Annotated in this window: 25 protein-coding genes; 13 read left to right on the top strand and 12 right to left on the bottom strand. The window is 40.1% G+C overall.

Features of this window, described 5'->3' with window-relative positions; all coding sequences use genetic code 11:
- Positions 1–14: 14 nt before the first annotated feature.
- Entirely contained in the window at positions 15–521 is a 507-nt protein-coding gene (locus MHH26_RS15325; protein WP_374955720.1) for a hypothetical protein, read from the bottom strand.
- 137 nt (positions 522–658) lie between these two features.
- Here MHH26_RS15325 and MHH26_RS15320 point away from each other — a divergent pair, with 137 nt between their 5' ends.
- From MHH26_RS15320 to MHH26_RS15295, 6 genes are all read left to right on the top strand, one after another.
- The gene (locus MHH26_RS15320; RefSeq protein ID WP_340973969.1) at positions 659–889 is read left to right on the top strand and encodes a DUF1146 family protein; all 231 of its coding nucleotides are present in this window, start codon (positions 659–661) and stop codon (positions 887–889) included.
- 128 nt (positions 890–1,017) lie between these two features.
- On the top strand, positions 1,018–1,752 hold the full coding sequence (locus MHH26_RS15315) for a YwmB family TATA-box binding protein (RefSeq protein WP_340973968.1): 735 nt from the start codon (positions 1,018–1,020) through the stop codon (positions 1,750–1,752).
- Between the two features lie 32 nt (positions 1,753–1,784).
- On the top strand, positions 1,785–3,092 hold the full coding sequence (gene murA, locus MHH26_RS15310; protein ID WP_034660278.1) for a UDP-N-acetylglucosamine 1-carboxyvinyltransferase: 1,308 nt from the start codon (positions 1,785–1,787) through the stop codon (positions 3,090–3,092).
- Positions 3,093–3,346: 254 nt separating this feature from the next.
- The gene (gene spoIID / locus MHH26_RS15305; RefSeq protein ID WP_106071343.1) at positions 3,347–4,372 is read left to right on the top strand and encodes a stage II sporulation protein D; all 1,026 of its coding nucleotides are present in this window, start codon (positions 3,347–3,349) and stop codon (positions 4,370–4,372) included.
- A 323-nt stretch (positions 4,373–4,695) separates the two neighbouring features.
- Positions 4,696–5,394: a VWA domain-containing protein gene (locus MHH26_RS15300; protein WP_080869567.1), complete on the top strand. Its 699-nt coding sequence runs from the start codon at positions 4,696–4,698 to the stop codon at positions 5,392–5,394.
- Positions 5,395–5,476: 82 nt separating this feature from the next.
- Positions 5,477–6,151 (top strand): VWA domain-containing protein, encoded by a 675-nt coding sequence (locus MHH26_RS15295; protein WP_034660275.1) that lies wholly within the window; start codon positions 5,477–5,479, stop codon positions 6,149–6,151.
- A 52-nt stretch (positions 6,152–6,203) separates the two neighbouring features.
- Here MHH26_RS15295 and MHH26_RS15290 read toward each other — a convergent pair whose 3' ends face one another.
- A complete protein-coding gene (locus MHH26_RS15290) occupies positions 6,204–8,552 on the bottom strand; it encodes an FdhF/YdeP family oxidoreductase (protein ID WP_066031620.1) in 2,349 nt (782 codons plus the stop codon).
- A gap of 82 nt (positions 8,553–8,634) precedes the next feature.
- Positions 8,635–9,900 (bottom strand): L-lactate MFS transporter, encoded by a 1,266-nt coding sequence (locus MHH26_RS15285; protein WP_340973966.1) that lies wholly within the window; start codon positions 9,898–9,900, stop codon positions 8,635–8,637.
- Positions 9,901–10,034: 134 nt separating this feature from the next.
- On the opposite strand from MHH26_RS15285, the gene fdhD reads away from it, so the two are divergent.
- Together fdhD and moaA are read left to right on the top strand one after the other, a co-directional pair.
- A complete protein-coding gene (gene fdhD / locus MHH26_RS15280) occupies positions 10,035–10,823 on the top strand; it encodes a formate dehydrogenase accessory sulfurtransferase FdhD (RefSeq protein WP_307500397.1) in 789 nt (262 codons plus the stop codon).
- Positions 10,824–10,833: 10 nt separating this feature from the next.
- Positions 10,834–11,841: a GTP 3',8-cyclase MoaA gene (gene moaA, locus MHH26_RS15275; protein ID WP_334750688.1), complete on the top strand. Its 1,008-nt coding sequence runs from the start codon at positions 10,834–10,836 to the stop codon at positions 11,839–11,841.
- Positions 11,842–12,094: 253 nt separating this feature from the next.
- Here the strand turns inward: moaA and rpsN are convergent, their stop codons facing one another.
- The 4 genes from rpsN to MHH26_RS15255 all read right to left on the bottom strand — a co-directional run bounded on the left by rpsN (position 12,095) and on the right by MHH26_RS15255 (position 14,374).
- Positions 12,095–12,364, bottom strand: coding sequence for a 30S ribosomal protein S14 (gene rpsN, locus MHH26_RS15270; RefSeq protein ID WP_025093900.1), 270 nt, complete (start codon positions 12,362–12,364; stop codon positions 12,095–12,097).
- Between the two features lie 16 nt (positions 12,365–12,380).
- A complete protein-coding gene (locus MHH26_RS15265; RefSeq protein ID WP_307500396.1) occupies positions 12,381–13,577 on the bottom strand; it encodes a GTP-binding protein in 1,197 nt (398 codons plus the stop codon).
- Positions 13,578–13,659: 82 nt separating this feature from the next.
- Entirely contained in the window at positions 13,660–13,809 is a 150-nt protein-coding gene (gene rpmG, locus MHH26_RS15260) for a 50S ribosomal protein L33 (protein ID WP_003214771.1), read from the bottom strand.
- A 142-nt stretch (positions 13,810–13,951) separates the two neighbouring features.
- Positions 13,952–14,374: a DUF5362 family protein gene (locus tag MHH26_RS15255; protein WP_340973962.1), complete on the bottom strand. Its 423-nt coding sequence runs from the start codon at positions 14,372–14,374 to the stop codon at positions 13,952–13,954.
- A 530-nt stretch (positions 14,375–14,904) separates the two neighbouring features.
- Here MHH26_RS15255 and MHH26_RS15250 point away from each other — a divergent pair.
- Positions 14,905–15,309 carry a hypothetical protein gene (locus MHH26_RS15250; RefSeq protein ID WP_307500394.1) on the top strand — a complete coding sequence of 135 codons (405 nt, stop codon included), beginning with the start codon at positions 14,905–14,907 and terminating at the stop codon, positions 15,307–15,309.
- A 45-nt stretch (positions 15,310–15,354) separates the two neighbouring features.
- Here MHH26_RS15250 and MHH26_RS15245 read toward each other — a convergent pair whose 3' ends face one another.
- Positions 15,355–15,864: a thiol:disulfide interchange protein gene (locus MHH26_RS15245; protein ID WP_307500392.1), complete on the bottom strand. Its 510-nt coding sequence runs from the start codon at positions 15,862–15,864 to the stop codon at positions 15,355–15,357.
- Between the two features lie 97 nt (positions 15,865–15,961).
- Here MHH26_RS15245 and MHH26_RS15240 point away from each other — a divergent pair, with 97 nt between their 5' ends.
- Genes MHH26_RS15240 through MHH26_RS15230 form a run of 3 tightly spaced genes read left to right on the top strand, consistent with a single transcriptional unit; the run spans position 15,962 to position 18,844 of the window.
- A complete protein-coding gene (locus MHH26_RS15240; RefSeq protein WP_334750538.1) occupies positions 15,962–17,761 on the top strand; it encodes an ABC transporter ATP-binding protein in 1,800 nt (599 codons plus the stop codon).
- A 1-nt stretch (position 17,762) separates the two neighbouring features.
- Positions 17,763–18,317 (top strand): MauE/DoxX family redox-associated membrane protein, encoded by a 555-nt coding sequence (locus MHH26_RS15235; protein ID WP_340973960.1) that lies wholly within the window; start codon positions 17,763–17,765, stop codon positions 18,315–18,317.
- Positions 18,314–18,844 carry a TlpA family protein disulfide reductase gene (locus MHH26_RS15230; protein ID WP_282067843.1) on the top strand — a complete coding sequence of 177 codons (531 nt, stop codon included), beginning with the start codon at positions 18,314–18,316 and terminating at the stop codon, positions 18,842–18,844. Before MHH26_RS15235 ends, MHH26_RS15230 begins: the two co-directional genes overlap by 4 nt.
- 32 nt (positions 18,845–18,876) lie before the next feature.
- Here MHH26_RS15230 and MHH26_RS15225 read toward each other — a convergent pair whose 3' ends face one another.
- Positions 18,877–19,404, bottom strand: a complete 528-nt coding sequence (locus MHH26_RS15225; protein WP_307500389.1) for a GNAT family N-acetyltransferase — start codon at positions 19,402–19,404, stop codon at positions 18,877–18,879.
- 98 nt (positions 19,405–19,502) lie between these two features.
- Here MHH26_RS15225 and MHH26_RS15220 point away from each other — a divergent pair, with 98 nt between their 5' ends.
- Positions 19,503–20,399, top strand: coding sequence for a peptidoglycan DD-metalloendopeptidase family protein (locus MHH26_RS15220; protein WP_003214850.1), 897 nt, complete (start codon positions 19,503–19,505; stop codon positions 20,397–20,399).
- Positions 20,400–20,480: 81 nt separating this feature from the next.
- Here the strand turns inward: MHH26_RS15220 and MHH26_RS15215 are convergent, their stop codons facing one another.
- The 3 genes from MHH26_RS15215 to MHH26_RS15205 all read right to left on the bottom strand — a co-directional run bounded on the left by MHH26_RS15215 (position 20,481) and on the right by MHH26_RS15205 (position 22,989).
- A complete protein-coding gene (locus tag MHH26_RS15215; protein ID WP_034660252.1) occupies positions 20,481–20,828 on the bottom strand; it encodes a P-II family nitrogen regulator in 348 nt (115 codons plus the stop codon).
- 18 nt (positions 20,829–20,846) lie between these two features.
- Positions 20,847–22,055: an ammonium transporter gene (locus tag MHH26_RS15210; RefSeq protein ID WP_060597474.1), complete on the bottom strand. Its 1,209-nt coding sequence runs from the start codon at positions 22,053–22,055 to the stop codon at positions 20,847–20,849.
- Between the two features lie 193 nt (positions 22,056–22,248).
- On the bottom strand, positions 22,249–22,989 hold the full coding sequence (locus tag MHH26_RS15205) for an amino acid ABC transporter ATP-binding protein (protein ID WP_034660250.1): 741 nt from the start codon (positions 22,987–22,989) through the stop codon (positions 22,249–22,251).
- Positions 22,990–22,993 lie beyond the last annotated feature (4 nt).

Raw genomic sequence — 22,993 nt, 5'->3', positions numbered from 1 at the left:
TAAGAAGGATTTTTTTAGAATGACATGAGAGATTGGTACATCGACACATACGGGTGAGAATCCTGTTTTTCAAGATATAAGTGCTCGCAAAACTGCGTACTATGCCACGTTTTATTGTGCCGGCGCAAGCCAAGCGTATATTGATGCGGAGAGTCCATATAAGGCCGTACTACCCAGTCAGCATCTGAATGATGACGGAGGACAACCTCTCCCATATACACACTCATCATCGCTTCTAATGCATCTATTGGCATTTTCCACTCAGCAAACAGCTGCTTGGTAAATGCATCAAAGTATAGTGATTCTAACTGATACAGGCTTTCCTCAGAATAATCCAAAGAAATGTTATGAAAATGACACAATTGCGCTAATTCTTCTAGCTGTGTCTGTCTATAATCAAAGTAGAAAGCAATGGCCTCCCATTCATGATCAAATGAGGGAACCAGTTCTCCGTACAAATCAACAAAGTCAGGAAAAGAATCTTTCAATGTGTTCAGCTCCTTCCACACGCAGTATATCATCTCCTTGGCACCAGGATAAGAGGGGATTTACTCTAAATGTAGCTCTTTTTTCCAAATGATTCATCTTTCCGATTTTCGAGGATATAATGAAAGGGAGTTTTCCTTTACAGAAATAAATAAAAGGAGGATTCAACTGTATGGAAGACGTAGGACAACAAGCCATCGTGAGTATTGTGATCCACCTGTTTTTTATTGCGGTTACATGGTGGGCATTGCTTGCCGTAAATGTTGATCCACTGATTAAAAAAGGGAAAATCGTTCAGGCAAGATTGCTGATGATGCTCATTACCATTGCCATCGCATCTGCAGTCAGCAATTTCTTCCTTGATTACTTAAATTTCTCTAGACAAATTCCTTATATGTTCTAACATAAAAGGTTTGGTCACTGCCTTATGCGGGAACGTAAAAAGAAGCGTCAAAAGTATGGTCTTTGATGACTTTTCCACGTATGCATAGACCTCCTTGCGGCAACACTTGTAGCAAGGGGGAATGACAAGTGAGAAAGTATGTAAAAGGTTGGCCATTATTTGCGTTTATTCTTTTTTTTGTTCTGATGATTCAAGGTGTTCGTGCGGAAGAATCTTCTCCGCTCGCCCAAATAGCAGAAGGTCTGAAAAACCAGCAAATTGAAGTAGATGGATGGACCCTTCACGCCAAAACAAATGTAGACATTTCATCCGAACAATTTTCAAAAAAAGTGCAACGTTTGAAAGACGAACTACGACAGTATGAGTGGACCGAAAAAGAAGAGAAACATGTCACCAAAGTCACAGGAATTTACAAAGATGAAAAAAATGATACTTTATCGAAAATTTTACTCGTGAAGACCGACACAAAATCCAATCAAAAGTCGTATTTATTATATGAGCAAAAAGGTGCTCGCCCACTGAATACCTGGGAGCATACATATGATCAGTTCGTACGTCATGCAAAAAGCTTATTACAAGAGAAATTTGTAATTTTTACTTGTCTCGATGGTCATGTAAATGGTATGATGGATGTTGTTTTGCAAAAAAAAGCTGAAACGTTAGCAAATGAATTTCAAGCAAAACCAGTTGAGTATCTCGTTGAGTCTAATTTTGTGTCGCTTTCCGCTTACACAGATAAGTGGGAACAGTTCATTATGACTTCAAATGATAAAATGAATGTTCAAATTGCCATCAGAAGTTCGGAAATGAACGAAAATCATACGATTACGGTTGGCACACCAATCGTAACGACTGAATATTAATATAGAGAATTTGGGACGCGGAGGGGAAGACCTTGGAAAAAATCATCGTCCGCGGCGGTCAAAAGTTAAACGGCACAGTTAAAGTAGAAGGCGCAAAAAATGCCGTTTTACCAGTTATCGCTGCATCTTTGTTAGCAAGTACAGAAAAAAGCGTAATTTGTGATGTACCTACGCTCTCCGATGTATATACAATCAATGAAGTGTTACGTCATTTAGGAGCAGAAGTACATTTTGAAAATAACGAAGTATCAGTGGATGCATCTCATGCACTAGAAACTGAGGCTCCGTTTGAGTATGTCCGTAAAATGCGAGCGTCTGTGCTCGTCATGGGACCACTTTTAGCAAGAACAGGTCATGCAAGAGTTGCATTACCTGGAGGCTGTGCGATTGGTTCAAGACCAATTGACCAGCATTTAAAAGGCTTTGAAGCAATGGGAGCTAAAATTCAAGTAGGAAATGGTTTCATCGAGGCTGAAGTAAAAGGCCGTTTAAAAGGTGCGAAAATCTATTTGGATTTCCCAAGTGTCGGTGCAACTGAAAACATCATCATGGCAGCAGCATTAGCTGAAGGAACAACGATTTTAGAAAACGTAGCAAAAGAACCTGAAATTGTTGATTTGGCAAACTACATCAATGCCATGGGCGGTAAGGTTCGCGGAGCTGGTACTGGTACAATCAAAATCGAAGGTGTGGAAACACTTCACGGTGCAAAACACAACATCATCCCTGACAGAATTGAAGCAGGTACTTTCATGGTGGCAGCAGCTATTACAGAAGGAAATGTTCTTGTAAAGGGCGCAGTGCCAGAGCACATGACATCACTTGTAGCAAAAATGGAAGAAATGGGTATTCAGATCATTGAAGAAGAAGAAGGTTTAAGAGTCATTGGACCATCTGAGCTCAAGCCAATCGATCTAAAAACAATGCCACATCCTGGTTTCCCAACGGATATGCAATCTCAGATGATGGCGCTATTGCTTCGTGCGAACGGAACAAGCATGATTACAGAAACGGTGTTTGAAAACCGCTTTATGCATGCTGAAGAATTCCGCCGCATGAATGGCGATATTAAAATTGAGGGTCGCTCTGTGATTATCAACGGGCCGGTTCAACTTCAAGGTGCTGAAGTATCAGCGACTGATTTAAGAGCAGGAGCAGCACTTGTACTTGCTGGATTAGTAGCAGAAGGTCATACACGTGTCACTGAGTTGAAGCATATCGATCGTGGTTATGTGAACTTCCACCAGAAGCTTGCAGCAATCGGTGCAGATATTGAAAGAGTAAACGATGAAACAGCAGATGTGACACAAGAACAAGTTGTATCAGATCTGAACGCGTAATCATAAAGAAATCAGTGTGTCCATGGGGCATGCTGATTTTTTTTAGAATCATAGAATGCTTTATTTTTAAAGCTTATCATTAGTGTATCCAACCATCTTAAATTTTATTCATAAAGACGAACAGTAAAATCAGTTGATAAACAGCCTCATATCTTCATCAAAAGACTTGTCCACTGAATGAAAGAAGCTGTCATATTAGCTTGTCCCCGCCCATAGGATAAAAGAGATTCAATGACAAATGGGGGCAGCCAAATATGAAACCAATGATATGGACAATCGCAGGAATATGCATCATTATTTTAATGATTCCAACTTTACTTGTGTTGCCGACGTTTCAAGGGAAACCGGAGGTAAGCCAGCATGTATCAGCGGAGCCATCAGTTAAAAAAGAAGTGAAGGGTACAGTCAAATTGAAGCAATCACCCGTCGCTATCCCCGTCTATCGTTCAGCTCATCAGCAGGTAGAAAACATCCCCTTAGAAGAGTATGTGATCGGTGTCGTAGCGTCTGAAATGCCAGCTGATTTTGAAATGGAAGCACTCAAGGCACAGGCACTCGCTGCAAGAACGTATATCGTCAGACAAATGATCATCGATAAGACCGTCAAATCACCAAAGGGCTCTCTTGTAGATGACACCCAAATGTTCCAAGTTTATAAAAACAAGCAGGAACTCAAGAAAATTTGGGGGAAAGCGTACAATTGGAAGTTAAAAAAAGTCACAGAAGCTGTCGCCAGCACACAAGGAAAAGTGCTGACTTATGACGAGAAACCAATTGATGCCTCATTCTTTTCAACAAGTAACGGAAAAACGGAAAATGCTGAAGCTTATTGGAAAAACGAAATCCCATATTTGAAAAGTGTCTCAAGTAAATGGGACGAAAAATCGCCAAAATTTCAAAACAAGAAAACCATCCCAGTTAGTGAATTTCAGCAAAAATTAGGTGTGACGCTCACTCAGCAGGCTCAGGTAGGACAGATAGTAGAACGGACGCCAGGAAATCAAGTAGCGAAAGCCGTAATAAACGGTAAAACACTGACAGGCAGAGACATTCGAGAGTCACTAGGACTTCATTCAGCGGACTTTACATGGGAACGACAGGGCCAGCAAATTATCATTACGACAAAAGGGTATGGCCATGGGGTTGGAATGAGTCAGTATGGTGCGCACTATATGGCACAGTCAGGCAAAAAAGTAGAGGCTATCGTGAAACATTATTATAAAGGGATTCAAATTGAATCAGCTGAACGTTTTCTCAACACGTATATGGCTAAAAAATAAAGCAAAGGTGCCTCAGAAATGGGGCATCTTTTTTTGTGTTCCAAGAGGTTTGAACAGAATGTGTCAATTTGCGACTTAAGACGCACCTCAGGAAATCTTAAACATTTACGTCCCGACAAGAACCGATGGCCGATACAAAGCCCCTCGAAAGAAGGAGAAAACAAAAGAAAAAATGATGTGTTAGGTGAATATATCTAGACAACTGACAGATTTTTAGTGATTTTGATGAAAGAGAAAAAGGGACCGAGTCCTATACCATTCCAAGACAGAATATTTTACGATTAAGATGTTTCAATTAAATACATAAGGAGGAAGGAAAAATGATGTTGAAAAAAGTATTTACACTCGTAACCTTAGCTGTATTGACATTATCTATGTCAATCTCTTCACCAGTATTTGCAAAAGCATCTACAGTCAAAAAACATAACAAAGATGTAAGAGTTACTATCTTACTTGATGCAAGTGGAAGCATGGCAAGAAAAGTAGAGGGAGAACGCAAATTTGACCTCGCAAAACAAGAGGTATTTAAATTTGCTCAGTCACTTCCAAAAGACGCTAAAATTCGTATGAGCTTGTTTGGCTCTGAAGGAAACAACAAAAATTCAGGTAAAGCTCAATCATGTGAAGTCATTAGAGGCGTTTATGGCGTACAGCCTTACGAAAAAGAAAGCTTTGAAAACTCTTTAAACGGACTTGGACCAAATGGCTGGACACCGATTGCTCGTGCTCTTGAAAATGCAAAGCAAACGGATGAACAGCTTAATGGTGGAACAAAACATATTGTGTACCTAATCACTGATGGTGAAGAAACTTGTGGCGGAGATCCAGTAAAAGTAGCAAAAGAATTGCATAACTCAAAAGGATCGACTGTTGTTAATGTGATCGGATTAGACTTTAACGATGGCTATGAAGGTCAATTGAAGCAAGTAGCCAAAGCGGGTAAAGGCCAATACTACCAAGCAAGCACTGGTAAAGAAATGGGTTCTATCTTGTCGGCAGAATCATTAAAACTACACGAATAACTTGCTGAACAAAAGGGAAACGATTGATGTATGCTATCGTTTCTCTTTTTCTGTACAAATGTAAAAAGGGAGGTTTTTATGAATGAAACGAAATATTGTATTAACCATTTTGGCTAGTCTTGTCCTGCTTCTTTCTTCACCAGCTCATGCTGTGACAAAACAGGAGCCTGCTCATGTGGTGATATTACTTGATTTAAGCGGCAGCATGGCACAATCAGTTGAAGGCGAAAAGAAAATCGATATCGCCAAACGTTCTATTCAAAGCTTCGCAAGTATTTTATCAGAAGATACACAAGTCCTGCTACGTGTGTTTGGTCATGAAGGAACCAATAAAAATGCAGGAAAAGCAGTTTCTTGTGGAAGCTCTGAAGCCGTTTACGGATTTGGATCATATGAGCCATCAACATTTCAGCAAGCACTGAATGTGTATAAGCCGACCGGCTGGACACCACTTGCAAAAGCATTAACAGATACGAAACAAGATTTTGAAGATCACCAGGCTGAAGGAAAAAATATTGTCTATGTCGTCAGTGATGGTAAAGAAACTTGTGGAGGAAGCCCTTCACAAGCAGCAAAGGAATTACATGAAGACGGAATTGACACCATTGTCAATATCATCGGCTTTGACGTGAATGAAAAAGAAGCAAAAAGTCTAAAGTCTGTTGCAAAAGCGGGTGGTGGACAATATCAACCGGCTGCGAATGCCGAAGAATTGAATCACATTCTACAAAATGAAGCGAGCGCTTTTGGTCAGTAGGATATGAATGGGAGCTGGGGATTGTTTTCCCCAGCTGTTTTTTAGTTGAAGATCAATTCAAAGTAGTTTCTAATTCATCAATTCGTTTCTCCACGTAGTGCTGATCTTTTCTTGCATGAAAAGTTTCGGCTTTTTCTAATATTGCCGCCGTATTATACTCGGGAATCTGTGAGTAGCTCTCATACACACCCTTTGGAATTAAAACGTTCCCTTCAGGCCAATAAACAGCGATATTGCCACGTTTCAAATCCCCGAATTGAGCCACTCCTTGATAGGACCCATATTGATTAAACAAGACAACTGGATCACCTTCTTGGACATAAAGTTCTTTTGCATCTTCGTTATTCATCAAGATAGAATGACGCTTCCCACCATTAAAGGCATCCTTTTCACTATAGATCATGGAGTTGAATTGCTTTCCTCTTCTTGTCGTGATATTAAAATGTCCTTCCGTTTTTCGGTATTGAGGCAGCTGGGCAGGAAGAAGATGTCCTTTGCCGTCCGGTGTTGGACACTCCCCGTCTTCACATAGCCATGCGCCACCCCATTGAAAAACGTCTCCTTTATGACGCAAATGCTGGATGCCGTCATAGTTTCGATTTGCGACCGCAATCTCACGGCGAATGTCTTCAGCCGTTTCGAAATGAATCAGCTCAGCATCTTCTGGCCGGACTCTTTTTGCAAGATCAATATAAATGTCCCATTCTGCTCTGGCTTCCTCAATACGAGGTCCTTCAATTTCTGGACTGAAATATACCATGCGTTCCGTACTAGTTGATGTACCGCCGCCTGGCTGTTCATATCTTGTCATAGCAGGCAGAACAATTACCGTCTCTTCTGCCTCTACAAGTGTAGAGGTATTCAAAATGATATCTTGATGGACACGGAGTTCAAGCTCAGATAAAGCTTTTTCGATCGCATCTGGATTTGGCATCGTTTCTAAAAAGTTTCCGCCGCTCGTAAACAGCATTTTGAGTTTTTGCGGATGTTCTTTTGGGAGAGCCATTTTCTCAAAGGATTGCCCAATGGTGTCACCATGCCATTTCGGAATGTCAAACCCCCAAATTTTTTCGATTCTTTCAATATTCTCTTCATCAAAATCACTGCCCGGCAAAACGAATGGATCAGCACCCATTTCACCAGAACCTTGAACGCCGCTATGCCCTCGAATTGGCATGACACCACAATGTTTCCTGCCAATAAATCCACGTAACATAGCAAGGTTGGCGACCTGTGATATATTATCAGTTGCAAAGCGGTGCTGGGTAAGACCCATACTCCAAATAAAAACGCCTGAATTGGCATTGGCAAGGAGGATCGCAAATTCCTTCATTCTTTCTTTTGATAAGCCTGATGATGCTTCTAGGTCCTCCCACTTCAACTGTGCGGCATGCTGCTTTAAATCCTGTATGCCGGTAGTATGGGCTTGAATAAATTCATGATCAAGAGCGGAATGGGGAGCATGCTGCTCCATGTCAAACCAATGTTTGATGACGCCGTTCATAAACGCAATATCGCCGCCTATATTGACTTGATAGAAATCATCCGCGATTTTTGTGCCGAATAGAGCACTTTCTGGAATAGAGGGAACCCAGTACTTTTCCATGGCAGGCTCTTTGTACGGATTGATGACAATAATTTTGGTTCCTTTCTTTTTCGCCGCATACATATATTTAGTGGAAACGGGCTGATTGTTTGCTGCGACAGATCCCCAAAAAATTAAGACATCCGTTCCGATCCAATCGTTGTAATTACAGCTGGAGGCTCCTATACCAAGGGATCGTTTAAGAGCGGTTTTGCTCGGTGAATGACAAATGCGAGACGCATTATCAATATGATTTGTCCCGATAAAGCGAGCTGCCTTCGCAGCGGTATAATAGACTTCATTTGTAATTCCTCTAGCCGTTAAATAGAAAGCGAGCTGCCGTTTATCAATTGATTTGATTTTAGCTGCGATTTGATCTAATGCATCATCCCAGGAAATACGCGTAAAGGCATTGTCACCTTTTTTTCGAATCAGTGGATAAGGAATACGGCCAAGTTTGCGAAGAGAGGTGCTGTCCATTTGTTTGAGCTGTTGAATATCTTCGAACCATTTTGGATCAATAGCTGGCATTGTATTAAGACGAAGTACATTTAGTCTTGTGGTGCATATATGAGGTCCTGCGAGCGTTTGGTCATATAACCCTGAAACACCCAGGGCACAGCCATCACACACGCCCTGCGTTAAAATACGATATGCATAGGGGAGATTATCCTTGTTTTCCCATGCCACTTTCATCGTATCTCGAATGTGTTTCGGTTTTACTTTTCCAAGCCCCATAGGCGCAAAAGAGGCCCATAGCTTTGGTGAGGGTTTTTTATTAAGCTTAATAGGCCCCTTATGTTTTGTTTTCCCCATGATATCATCACCCTCCTATTACTTTATGAAGCGTTTTCATATCTAAAAATTACCTTTAGATTGTGATTCTGTCAAATTCAAATTAAGGTCGGGCTGAGACAGAAGAAGTAGCAGCAAGGTTTGTTTCTCTAAGCTGTTGAATATCTTTCCGTATGAGAAGAGATATGATAAAAGCGATGAAAAATAAGCCAGAGAACACCATCAGACTTTGCGTGTAGTTACCTGTTATATCTCGAATAAAGGATGAAAATAAAGGTCCAGCTAAACCAGCAGCGGCCCAGGCAGTCAGAATATAACCGTGTATGGCACCAAGTTGTTTCGTGCCAAATAAATCCCCAATATAGGCTGGAATTGAAGCAAACCCTCCTCCATAGCACGTATAAATGATCGCCATCACGATTGAAAAGACGAGCGGTTCTTTTAAATAGGGGAGTAAAGGAAAGGCAATGAGCTGGATACTAAAGAAGATTGTATACGTATTCGGCCTTCCGATATAATCTGAGAAGGATGCCCAGCCAATCCGCCCTAAACCATTAAAAGCACCTAAAATACCAACAAGGGTAGCTGCAGCACCTGCAGTGAATCCAACACTTTCTTGTGCAAGAGGCGATGCAACTGAAATAATGGCAATTCCGCATGTGATATTAATAAAGAGCATGAGCCACAAATAATAAAAACGTCGTGTTTTGATCGCTTCATTTGCTGTAAGCTGTGATAAATCCTGAGGGATTTTTCTTTGATTTGTTTTTAACACGTCAAACTGTTTGACGTCTTCAGATGTTGGTGGTGATAAATAAAGAGATGAGATCACCATGATCATAAAATAGGAAATTCCAAGAATGTAAAAGGTATTTGCGATGTTCACTTTTTCAATGAGATATTGGATAATTGGGCTGCAAATAAGAGACGCAAATCCAAAACCCATAATAGCTAAGCCGGTTGCAAGTCCTCTTCGGTCCGGAAACCATTTCACCAAAGTTGATACAGGTGCAATGTAGCCTACCCCTAATCCTATCCCAGCGAGCACACCATAAAATAAATAGAGGAGTGGGAGTGAGGACATGTGGACAGCGAATCCTGACCCTGTCATTCCAATACCGAAGAAAATAGCTGAGAAGAGCCCTGATGCCCTTGGACCATACCTTTCAACGAAATGCCCCATGAAAGCAGCAGATAATCCTAAAAATAAAATAGCAATACTGAAGGTCAAGCTTATTTCTGTCAATGACCACTGAAAGGCTTGATGCAAAGGGTTCGTAAAAACACTCCAAGCATAAACAGACCCAATAGATAAATGAATTCCTACAGCACTTGTTGCAATGAGCCAGCGATTTTTCGATTTGTTCATTTTGTTCCCCCCATATAAAGCAATCAAAAAGTTTGATAAGATAGGAATATGTTGCAATTTTATGACTTTTTAAAATAATATCATAATTTGATTGGATCATATAACTAAATTTGTGCTGAAAGGAAGATCATACAATGAATCCTTCTGTTAAAAAGAAACGAGTCATACACCAATACCGTGAAGGCCAATTTACTTGCAAAACAGATGAAGTTGTAGAAGAATTCCCTTTAACTGTGATCGTGAATGGAGAGGAATTTGTGACACTTGTTTGTTCACCAGATCATTTGAAAGAATTGGTTATCGGTTTTTTAGCTTCAGAAGGAGTCATTCGATTTGAAAATGAGATTAAAAGGTTTACAATAGATGAAAGTATGGGCTTTGCATATGTTGATTTAGTTCACCCAAGCGGATTTCAGTCATCAGATTTTACAAAGCGAGTGATTGGTTCTTGTTGTGGGAAAGGGAGACACTTTTATTTTCTCCAAGATGTGAAAACGGCAAAAACAGCCATTGATCGAATCAACATTTCTGCTGAAACCTGTATGCATCTAATGAAGTGTTTACAAGAAGAAAGCCAATTATTTCAACATACTGGTGGTGTTCATAATGCTGGACTGTGTGACACAGAGAAGCTATTCATCACTAGAACTGATATAGGAAGACATAATGCTTTAGATAAAATCTATGGATACTGTTTACTTCATCGAATTCCACTTAGAGATAAAATCCTTGTGTTTAGCGGCCGGATATCGTCAGAAGTTTTATTGAAGGCAGCAAAACTAGGAGTGTCGATCGTCATCTCAAAATCAGCACCTACTGAGCTGGCGCTTAATATGGCAGAAGAATTAAATATCACGACAGTTGGATTCGTCAGAGGAAAATCTTTTAATATCTACACTCACCATCAGCGTATTACAGAATAGGAGGCAAAGTATGGACAGTATATTGGATAAGAGACATCGACCATTGCGCGATTTAAGAATATCAGTAACAGATCGCTGTAACTTTAGATGTACGTACTGTATGCCTGCTGAAATTTTTGGACCAGATTATCCTTTTTTGAATAAAGAAGAACTGCTTAGTTTCGAAGAAATTGAACAGCTTGCTACCCTTTTTGCAAAGGACTTAGGTGTGGTGAAAATACGCATCACGGGTGGTGAACCTTTAATGCGAAAAGATTTGCCTATCTTAATAGAAAAGCTTTCAAAAATTCCAGGAATCGAAGACATTGCTATGACAACCAATGGAACGCTTTTACCTTTATATGCTGATAAGTTAAAGAAAGCAGGTCTTCAGAGAGTCACCATTAGTTTGGATTCATTAAATCCTGACCGTTTTATGCAAATGAACGGAAGGAATATTTCTATCCAAAAAGTGTTTGATGGGATTGAGGCTGCAAAAAAAGCTGGACTTGCTATTAAGATCAATATGGTTGTTCAAAAAGGTGTGAATGATCAGGATGTTTTACCAATGGCAGCTTACTTTAAAAAAGAAGGACATGTTCTCAGATTTATCGAGTTTATGGATGTTGGAAATACGAACAAATGGAATCTAGAGCATGTCATGACAAAGAAAGAAATCATTGGTCTAATTGATTCAACATTTCCTATCAAACCAGAACCTCCTCAATATCCAGGTGAAGTAGCCAACAGATTCTTTTATAAAGATGGTTCAGGAGAGATAGGCATTATTTCTTCTGTTTCAGATGCTTTTTGTGGAACATGTAACAGAGCGAGGCTTTCTGCTCGCGGTGAATTGTTTACATGTCTTTTTGCATCGTCGGGTTTTGATCTGAAACGGGTGATTCGCTCGGCTAAAGATAATGAAGATATAAAGAATATATTGAAGGAACTATGGTCGAATAGACAGGACCAATATTCAGCCGAGAGAGAACAGAAGAAAGATCAGAAAAAAGTTGAAATGTCATACATCGGTGGGTAGTGACAACAAAGTATCATGATCATGTATTTTTGAAAAGAATAGAAAAAGTCATAATCATTGTTGACAATCTTTTTTTGAAATAGGTCTATTCATCTTATGAATCCAGTCATTATAAAAAACCAGCAGAAACTCTGCTGGTTTTTAAAATGTTATTTTGTAGCTCAAAAAGGTTTAGATATGCCTGGAAAATAGAATTTTAAACATTTTTTGCTACTTTACTTTTATGAGAGCTGTGATAAGATCAATTCAATCTTTACCAGCTCGATTTTTTTACTCCTGGGATGTGGCCCTTATAGGCAAGCTCACGAAAAGCAATTCTAGACATTTTAAATTTTCGTAAGTAACCTCTAGGGCGGCCGGTTAATTCACAGCGGTTTTTTAAGCGGGTAGGGGAAGAGTCTCTAGGTAATTTCCGTAAAGCTTCATAGTCACCTTTTTCTTTTAACTCTTTTCTTAATTCTGCATATTTCAATACAAGCTGCTGCCTCTTTTTTTCTTTAGCAATCTTAGATTTCTTTGCCACTTAAAACCCTCCTTTTTTAATGTTGGATTTTCCATTGAAAGGGGTCTTCAAATGTAGTCCAATCTTGATCAAATTCTTCAGGTGTGAGTAAGCATTGATCTAGTGTGCGAATGATATCTGCTTTAGGCAAATCTACGCCGATAAACACAAGTTTTGTATGCCGATCACCAAATTCTGCGTCCCACTCGTCAAGAAGCTCTGGTTCTTGCTTTAATATCCGTGCCTTATCTTGCTCAGGCAAGGCAGCAATCCAGTATGCAATTGGTTCAATCGCAACAGATTTTCCGGCCTGTGAAATTAAAATGGTTAAATCATGATGTGTGGCCAGCCATGTAAATCCTTTAGCGCGAACTATTTGCTCAGGCATCTGATCTAACCAATTATTTAACCTGCCAGTATGAAAGGGGAGTCTTCTTTCATAAACAAAGGATGAGATTTGGTATTCTTCTGTTTCCGGCGTATGCTGAGAATGCCCGGCGTTGATTTCTTTGATCCAGCCAGCAGAAGCACTGGCTTTTTCAAAGTCGAATAAACCAGTATTCAAAATGTCACTTGGCTTTACTTGCCCTTTTGAGGTTCTGATGATAGATGCTTCTGGTTGAAGTGTGGTCAGCACGTGCTCAAGTCGGTCTAATTCTGAGTTTGATACTAGATCACACTTATTTATAATCAGCACGTCACAAAATTCAATTTGATCAATAAGTAAATCAGAAATTTCCCGTTCGTCATCATCGGAAACGGCTTGTTTACGGTCTAATAAACTTTCTCCTGACTGGAAGTCGGTCCAGAAACGGTTCGCATCTACAACAGTGACCATCGTGTCTAACCGGCAAAAGCGTGTCAAATCTATCCCCATTTCTTCATCAATATAAGAGAAAGTTTGCGCGACTGGAATTGGTTCACTAATACCTGTTGACTCAATGACAATATAATCGATATGACCAGTCTTACACAGGCGTTCTACTTCGATTAACAAATCTTCTCTCAATGTGCAGCAAATACAACCATTAGACAATTCAACTAGCTTCTCATCTGATCGAGAGAGCTCACCGCCTTGTTTGACTAGTTCTGCATCAATATTAATTTCGCTCATGTCATTGACAATCACAGCTACTTTTAACCCTTTACGATTTTGTAGGACATGATTTAATATTGTTGTTTTTCCTGCTCCTAAAAAACCGCTTAATACTGTAACAGGTATTCGCTTATTCATTTCTTTCTGTCCTTTTGACAATACTCATTTTGATTTCCGCCTCACTTAAAAAGTAATAATTACGATTTAAAGCCTAAAAAATTCATTTTGTTTCTCTATGAAGGGTATATTTCTTTAGCCGAGGAGAATATTTTTTTAACTCCAGTCGGTCCGGATTCGTTCTTTTATTCTTTGTTGTGATATAGTTTCTGTCACCTGTTTCAGTACAGGCTAAGGTAATTTTTACGCGCATCAGTAATGGATCCTCCTTTAATTCGTAATGGTTACGATTTGTATTTTAAAATGATCAAGGCGGAATGTCAAGCTTAGTAGGATGATCAATGCCAAATGATCAAACAAAAGGGGTATCGAATGTTCATTGATACCCCTCTCCATTAATAAAAGTCACCAAGCTCTTGTTCGTATTCACCTTCGTATTGCTGGACGTCACTAGGAATTTCTTGAAGAAAGGCTAGGCCACCTAATATCAGCATCAAGATAATGGCGATGAATGAGAGAATGACTGTGACAATACTTGATATGGCAAATAGCGTCTGCATTTTCATCATCTTAGCATATTGTTCTAATAACTCTTCATAAGAAGTATCAGGAGCTTGAATTAATTGTTCAGCTGCATTTACAGATTTTTGTACATGGAATCCCATCATAATGAGGAAGACGCCAAGGGCAGCAGGAAGAACAAGCCAAAAACCAATAAGAATAGCTAGGCCGCCTGAAATATAGAGAAATATACTACCAACTTTTCCCCACTTTGTGATCGAATGAAGAGATTGAATGATTTTCTCAGTTTGTTGCAATGGTGTTCACTCCTTTATGTATTCACTCTTTATCATACTTGAGCAAGTAGTACTTTAGGAAGAGTGAATGTAGAGCAATTAAAAAATATTTCTATCTTCACTTTACTATTATTTATGGATAAATAAATTATCTTCAAATAAGAAAAAAGTAACATTTACTATAAATTTTAACGACAATTTATGTCATAAATAAGATTAATAGTTAAAAATAATTAGTAAATTTATCAAAATATGTTGTTAGTTGTCTTGTAATTGGTTATTATTGTGTTGTATTACCATAAAAATTGGAAGGTGGAATTCATATGTTAGATCGTTTCTTAAACAAAATGACCAATGTTCAACCTGCAGCTTCAAGATGTATTTTGCAAAAATTAGTCACTTCATGCAAATCAGCGCCAACTTGTTTCCTTCAAGGTGTTGGAACTTTCCGTTACTACGTGGATCGTGATACAGGTGAGATTTGTACTAGCCAAGAACGCGTTAGATGTGGCTGCTAAATTCAAGGATTTTATTTAATAGGATGTGAACGCATGAGCATATCTTCAATTTCATTTTTAACAAATGCTGTGCAGACGTCAAACAGTCGTCAAGCGGGTCAAACATCAAATTCTTTTTTAAACCAAGCTGCGAAAATTGTTCAAGGCGACCATTCTCCAGAAGAGAGAAAGGCATTATTTCAACAACTGACTCTAGTTCAGCAAGGAAAAGATTTAGAGCTTCATGTGTCTAAATTAAAGGAACTAGAGAAAGAGCTTCAAAAAGAATCGTCTTCTTCGTCTGTTACTGTGAATCAGCATGGTGACCAAGTAGACATTTCAAATGAGGCTCGCAGTGAGTTTGAACAAGCTGAGGAACAAGCGACAGCTTCAAGTGAAGCGAGTGAAATCGCCGCAAGGGAAAAGGATCAGGATGTTCAGGCAGATCCACACCAATAAAAAAACGAGGCGTGTGTTTGTTGTCTTCACATGCCTCATTTATGTTTATTTTGCAGAAATCCTTGAATAAATACCATCCGGAAAAGGGGCTGCATATGAGATTGTTTCATCTTCTTCTACCAAGATGTAATATGGAAACTCTTCAATATGAAAGGCGCCTATCATTTGTTCGTCCACTGAGATAATTTGCATGTTGGTTTGGTTATCACGATATAATTCTTGATCCTTTTCTTGCCCATTCTTTAGCAAAACACTAAAAGAAATGTCTAATTGACGCTGCTTTTTCGTTTCTAGGAATTGTTCCAGTGATGGGATGCAGTGCGGACATGCTGTGTCAGTGAATATAAGCAGCTGTTGCTTGTGATTGGTTTGCAGCAAATCATTCATTTGAATAGGTGATGGTTTTTCAATTAGCGGATGAACAAGTTTTTGTCCGACATACTGGATCGGTAAGATGATTAATTCCATCTGGTGTTTTAAATAGATGATGATTCCGATCGTCAATAAAAGACTGCAAAGAATAAGAGTGAGCTGTAAAAGTAAGATTGAATTCATCGTTATCGTCCTCTCAGAATGAAGTTACGCAGAGCTATCATAATATAAATATCAAAAATATGTCAATTATACTAAATGGTGTAAGGTGGAGCGTTTGATGAGTACAGTGAACCATTGTTTATATGCAATCTCCTATACTTGGAAAAGAAGTCGATCATATCTGCTGTTAACTCTATTGATCCAAGTGATCGTTGGTTTTATGCCTTTGGCTAGTGTCTGGATTATTCAAACATTGATTAATGAAATTATTTTATTCATGACTTCTTCAGGAGACATTCAAAAGGTCTTAAGGTTATTTGGGTTGCAAATGGTCATTGTGGTTTTAGGATATGGGCTTCAATTCATTCTTCAACTTAGTCAGCAAAAAGCGACAAATTTGATTGGTTTGCATTTGAAGAGTGAATTGCTTCAAAAGGCAATCAGGCTGCCATATATTACATTTGAACATCCGTCTTTTTATAATGAAAGTCAACGTGTGATGAACAGTCATCAGCATGTTCTGAGTATGGTTAGAAGTATTTTTACAATCATGAGCGCATTGATTACTGTTGTATCACTTCTCATTTATATGATCGGTATCCATTGGGGTTTGGCGGTCATTCTGATCTTATTTACCCTGCCTGTCTTGTGGATTGAGCTCTTCTTTGGAGGCGCGCGGTATCAATTAAACCGCATGTTAACTGCTAACGATCGAAGAGAAATGTATGTGTCCGACCTTGTTGCACAGCGAGATTCATTGAAGGAAATCCGTTTATATGGAATAGGACATTATCTTCTTCAAAAATGGAAAGGTCATTATGTAAAAAGTGCAGATGAAAAATATAAATTACTAAAGCGGCAGGTTCGCTGGGAGATGGCGGGCGGATTGCTTATGACATTTGCCTATGTGTGCTGCGGTCTTTTTATTGTCTTTCTTATCTTTCAAAAGAAATTAGCAGCAGGTACGTTTGTCGCTGTGCTGCAAGCTGTGCAAAATATTCAAAGTGGTTTTCAGGACTTAACGAGGGAATGTTCTGGTTTATATGAAACGAGTCTCTATATTGATGAAATGAGAACTTTTCAAAAGAGAGAAGAAGAAATTGATGAACAGACAGAGAAAGGGGCATCGCTTCGGAGGATTGAGTGTATTCGGTCCATTACGCTAGAAAACCTCTCTTTTACCTATCCGAATATGAAAACGCCTGCTATTGAGCATATACATTTTCATATCAATAAAGGTGAACGCATTGCATTGGTGGGGGATAACGGATCAGGTAAGACGACCTTGATTAAATGTTTGACCGGTTTATATGATCCAGACAAGCCGAATATGCAAAAGGTCAATGGTGAGTCTATTTCGACCATTTATAAAAAATCATATCATGCGAGAATGGCTGTCCTTTTTCAAGATTTTATGAAGTACGAATTCACTGTGAAAGAAAACATTGGATTTGGCCGTATCGACGAAATAGATGAGGAAGAGCGCATGGTGTCAGCTGCGCGGCAAGCAGGCATAGAGAAAAGAATTCATCAAATGGAAGAAACATACGATGCGCAGCTTGGCCGGTTTTTTGAAGAAGGTCATGAACTGTCTGGCGGACAATGGCAAAAGCTTGCGATGGCGAGAACCTTCTTTAGAGAAAGTGATTTTATCATTTTAGATGAACCGACTTCTGCTCTTGATCCGCTATCGGAGATTTCACTCATTCGAAAGCTATTCGATCATACGCAGGATCAAGGGGTCTTGTTTATCACACACCGTATGGGAGCGGCCCGCTTAGCAGACCGCATTATCGTGATGAAAGATGGTGCTTTCGTTGAAGAGGGGAACCATGAAGAGCTGATGGCGCTAGGTGGAGAGTACAAAAGGCTTTATGAGGCACAATCTCAACTATTTCAACAAAAGGAGATGGCGTAAGGTGAGTGTCTTTTATTTTATAGGTGTCTATTTCTTAGGAATCATCTTTGCAGGTGCATGGCTTGATAAAGTGAGAAAACAAACGGCGCATATGCAACAGATGAATGCTTATCGGCTGCTGCCTTCTGCGCTCACGGCGCCAATGTTTTATTTGTTTTTGACTATTGAATTGGCTTGTACTGGTCTATTGTTCGTATGGAACATGTCTCTTGTACCTGCGATTGGTCTTACAGCACTTTTATTTACCTATACTGGAGCGGTCACTTTCAATTTATTGAGAGGACATCGTAACATTTCATGCGGCTGTGGAGGTTTACTTGAAAATGACCGTCTTCACTGGGGAGTTGTGATTCGTAATGTGTCGATGCTGGCTCTTGTGATTGGCTTGTTTTATGTGCATTCCTATGTAGAAACAATTCCATGGCAATTTCACATTATTTGTTTTCTGATTGCAGTGGCTGTCTGTTTCATTATAGCGGTGGGAAAAGACATCATGATGTTCAAAAGAAAGTGGAATCAATTTGAATCATTTATAGAAGGAGACCAAGTGAAATGACAGATATTCTACTGATTATTGTGTTATTCATTGTCATTGCTCAGCTGGCTGTGGTGTTTTTGCTTGCCCGCTTTATCGGAAAATTTATGAGTAAAATCAAAACCCTTGATGGGATTGAATTAAAGGAAGCGGATGTTGGTGATGCGGCGCCGTTATTTCGAAGCTATACACATTTAGGGGATAAGGTCATTTTAAAGGAATATTTGCAGAGCGGAAGAGCCGTGATGCTGTTATTTGTGAACTCTACTTGTATGACATGCAAAAGCATTTTGTCTGATATGAAGCAGCACATCTCTAGCGACGATACTCAATTCATTTTGATCAATGGAGATGAACAAGGAGATGATGCGTCGCTTCTTCAATTGCTGCCTGATCAAGCTGTGTATGTGCGCTCTTCGCAAATCATGGAGCTGTATGGGGTAACTGTTGTTCCGCAAGCGATTCTGATGGATGAACATGGCATCATCCTGCAAAGAAAATCTCTTCAAAATGCGAAACAGTTTGAACAGCTGTTACATGCTTCATAAAAAAGCGTCTCTTTGTTGGAGAGACGCTCGTTTTATAATTCTTTTCCTAGAATATCTAAATCGTATCTGCTGCCGTCCATTTCTGCGATACGTGGCAGGTGACCCCATGTCTCAAAGCCGTGCTTTTTAAATAATCGAATGCTGGCTTCGTTGTGCCCGAAAATAAAGGCAAGTAACGTTCGAATGCCTAATGAAGGTGCCAACTCAATGGCCTCTTGTAAGAAAAGTGACCCTAAGCCTTTCCCTCGATCGTCTTGGTTTAAGTAAATACTCATTTCAACGGTCCCGTTGTATGCAGGTCTTCCGTAAAACGTTTCAAAGCTGAGCCATCCGTAGATATGTCCATCCTCATCTGTTTTCACATAGAGAGGTCTTTTCTCTGAATGATTCAAAAACCATTGCCGGCGGTCTTCAACTGAAACTGGTTCTGTGTCGGCGGTTACTTCTCTTGAAGCAATGGTTGAATTGTAAATATCAACGATCGCTTTGAGATCATCTTCTGTTGCTATGCGGTTGAAAGTTTTCACAATAAAGTCCCCCGTCTTTTTTTCATTCATCATACATATTATTGGTGCGATTGCGCAAAATAAAAAGAAAAATGATTTCGTGTGTATATATTTTTTGAAAAGTGTTCAGAATGTTGCTGAGGTGATGAAAAATGAGAGAGGAAGAAAAGAAACGTACTTCCAAAATCACAAAAGTTCAGCAATTTTTCCGTAAGCGCTGGGTATTCCCTGCTATTTACTTGGTCAGCGCAGCGGTCGTGTTAACAGCTGTTCTTTGGTACCAAGCTGTATCAAAAGATGTGAAAGACCAACTATCTGATGGAAATCAAACAGGGCAAGAACAGCGTGATGATGCCGTTGAAGTTGGAAAGCCAATTGAAAATGTTGCAATGCCGGTCCAGAATTCTGATAATGTTTCTGTCGTGAAAAAGTTCTATGAAGCAGATGCTGATCAAAAAGAAAAAGAAGCAGCACTTGTAAACTATAATAACACCTATACCTTGAGCAAAGGTATTGATCTTGCAGATAAAGATGGCAAAGTGTTTGATGTCACAGCTGCTCTTAGTGGAACAGTGGTTCAAGCGAAAAAAGATCCAGTTCTCGGTCACGTCGTTGAAATTGAACATGAAGATGGATTATCGACTGTTTATCAATCGTTGTCACAAGTGAGTGTCAAAGAAGGCGATGAAGTGAAGCAGAATGATGTCATCGGTGCTTCTGGTAAAAATCTTTATGGTGCTGAAAGCGGCAACCATGTGCATTTTGAAATTCGTATGGAAGGTTTAGCGCTTAATCCACTTAGCTTCATTGACAAGCCTGTTTCGACTATTGAAAAGGCCGCGCAAGAAGTGACGGAAGAAGCAAAAGAACCTGCTCAGCCAAAAGCTGATGAAAAAACGAAGGAACCTGCTGCTGAAGATAAGGCCAAAGAGCCTGCTGGAGAAAAATCTGAAGAAAAGTCTGATGAGAAGGGGAAATCCTCTGATCAAGAAAAGTCTTCTGATTCCTCTAAAGACAGCAGTCAATCTGAAGAAACAAAACAATCTTAAAGCCTTGCAACCTCTGTGTATGAATTATGCAGAGGTTTTTTCCTATCTTAAAAAAATCCCCCGCACTTGGCAGAGGATGGTTTATAGGGCGGCAGGCCCTTCTTCACCTGTCCGAATGTTGATTGTATTTTCTATCTCATATATAAAAATTTTCCCATCCCCTGGTTCGCCTGTACGAAGTACCTTTTGAGCTGTTTCAACGACCAGTTCGACAGGTACTTTGCTTAGGACGATTTCAATCTTTAATCGTTCGTACACATTGCTTTCCTTTTTGACGCCGCGGTATAGCTCTGTATGTCCCTTTTGTAGGCCGCAGCCGTGCACATTCGAAAAGGTAATTGAGGTGACACCGATCTTTCCAAGCTCCACCTTTAATGTTTCAAAATTGGCTGGACGTGTGACAATCTCCACTTTATACATTTTGCTCATCGAGACACCCCTTTTTCTTTAATCTTGATAGGCTTTTTCACCGTGCATGGTTAAATCAAGGCCCACTGATTCTTCTTCTTCGGTTGCACGAATCTTGAAGAAGAGATTGACCACTTTGATGATCACGTATGTCACAACGGCTACAAAGGCGTAGGTGGCAACAATAGCGACTACTTGCTTCCAAAGTAAGCTGGCATCTCCGTAAAATAAGCCATTGGCTCCGCCGTCATTGACAGAGGTTGTTGCGAAAAGTCCAGTTGCAATACCTCCCCAAGTCCCGCCAATTCCGTGAAGCCCGAATGCATCCAGTGCATCATCATAGCCAAATTTGGCTTTGAGTGAGAAGACTCCCCAGAAACACACGATCCCGCCGATGATTCCGATGATAATAGAAGCAAATGGGGTGACAAAACCTGCGGCAGGTGTAATCGCGACAAGACCTGCGATGGCTCCAGAAATCGCGCCGAGCATAGTAGGCTTTTTGTTGATCATCCACTCTACTAACAGCCAGCCGATGATTCCTGCAGCAGCAGCTGTATTGGTGTTAATAAAGGCATACATCGCGACACTGTCTAATGTAAGGGCACTTCCAACGTTAAAGCCAAACCATCCAAACCAAATGACAGCTCCGCCAAGAAGGGTGTAGATCAAATTATGAGGAGAAGAGTTTGCTGCTTCTTTACGCTTCCCGAGCACAATCGCCACGACTAGACCCGCAACACCAGATGAAATGTGAACCACGTTTCCTCCGGCAAAGTCAAGTGCACCCATTTCGCCAATCCAACCGCCGCCCCATACCCAGTGTGCGACTGGCGCGTATACAAATGTGACCCAAAGGAGTGTAAACACGACGACCGCTGAGTAGCGAATTCGTTCAGCAAAGGCACCTGAGATGATGGCTGTTGTTAAGACGGCAAAGGTCATTTGGAACATCATGAACAATGAATGTGGAATGGTCTCACTGTAGGAACCAGGTTCAAAGCCAACGCCTTTTAGTCCAATCCAGTCTAAGCCTCCGATCCATGCATTGCCTGGCGCAAAAGCCAAGGAATAGCCAAACATGATCCATACGATGGAGACGATTGCTAGTGAAGTTAAGCTGTGCATGGTTGTACTTAAGACGTTTTTACTTCTCACGAGTCCTCCGTAGAATAAGGCTAAACCCGGTGTCATTAACCACACGAGTAGTGCGCAGAAGAACATAAATACTGTATCACCCATTTGCATGCTGCATTCCCCCTGAATCATTCAGAATTAATTGATTTCTTAATTCTTCATTATAGAGAGAAAAGTCATATATAACATAACCGTGTTAGTTAATCTTACATGGTTTTTGGTTATATTCAATATAAATGGATGAAAAGTTCGTAAAAAAAGAGAAAAAACGTGCATTGAGCACGAAAAATAAAGGGCGTTTGACCTATAAAATGGAGCTGAGAAACAGCTTGGTTCGTTCCTCTTGAGGAGAATCGAACAATTCTGATGGGGTGCCTTCTTCGACGATGCGGCCTTCGTGCATATAGACGACACGATCGGCGACTTCTTTCGCAAAGCCCATTTCATGTGTGACAATGACCATCGTCATGCCTTCTTTTGCGAGACTTTTCATTGTTTGCAGTACCTCGCCTACAAGCTCTGGATCGAGGGCAGACGTAGGTTCGTCAAATAACATGACATCTGGCTTCATGGCGAGAGCTCTTGCAATGGCCACACGCTGCTTTTGACCACCTGATAATTTAGAAGGATATACGTTGGCCTTATCCGCAAGTCCGACCTTTTCCAACAGGACGTTGGCTTCTGATACAGCTTGAGCCTTTTTTGTTTTTCTCACCATGACAGGCGCTTCGATGATGTTTTCAAGCACAGTTTTATGCGGGAAGAGATTAAAATGCTGAAACACCATGCCTATTTTTTGCCTCATCTCGTTTAATTGATCTCGTTTTGGATGTACTGGATTCCCATCAATGATGATCTGGCCATCATTTTTTATTTCTAAAAAGTTCATACAGCGGAGCAGGGTGCTTTTTCCAGAGCCACTGGCACCAATTAAGACGACCACATCATTTTCATAAACGGTGAGATCGATATCCTTTAAAACATGCAGCTCTCCGAAGTATTTATTGAGTTTTTCAACACGAATGAGTTCCTTTGATTCTGTCATGCTT

Source organism: Bacillus sp. FSL K6-2839, assembly GCF_038003365.1.
In the GTDB taxonomy this organism is placed as follows: domain Bacteria; phylum Bacillota; class Bacilli; order Bacillales; family Bacillaceae; genus Bacillus.
The sequence above is the reverse complement of the archived record's forward strand: the minus strand, read 5'-3'. Positions and strand labels throughout refer to the sequence as shown.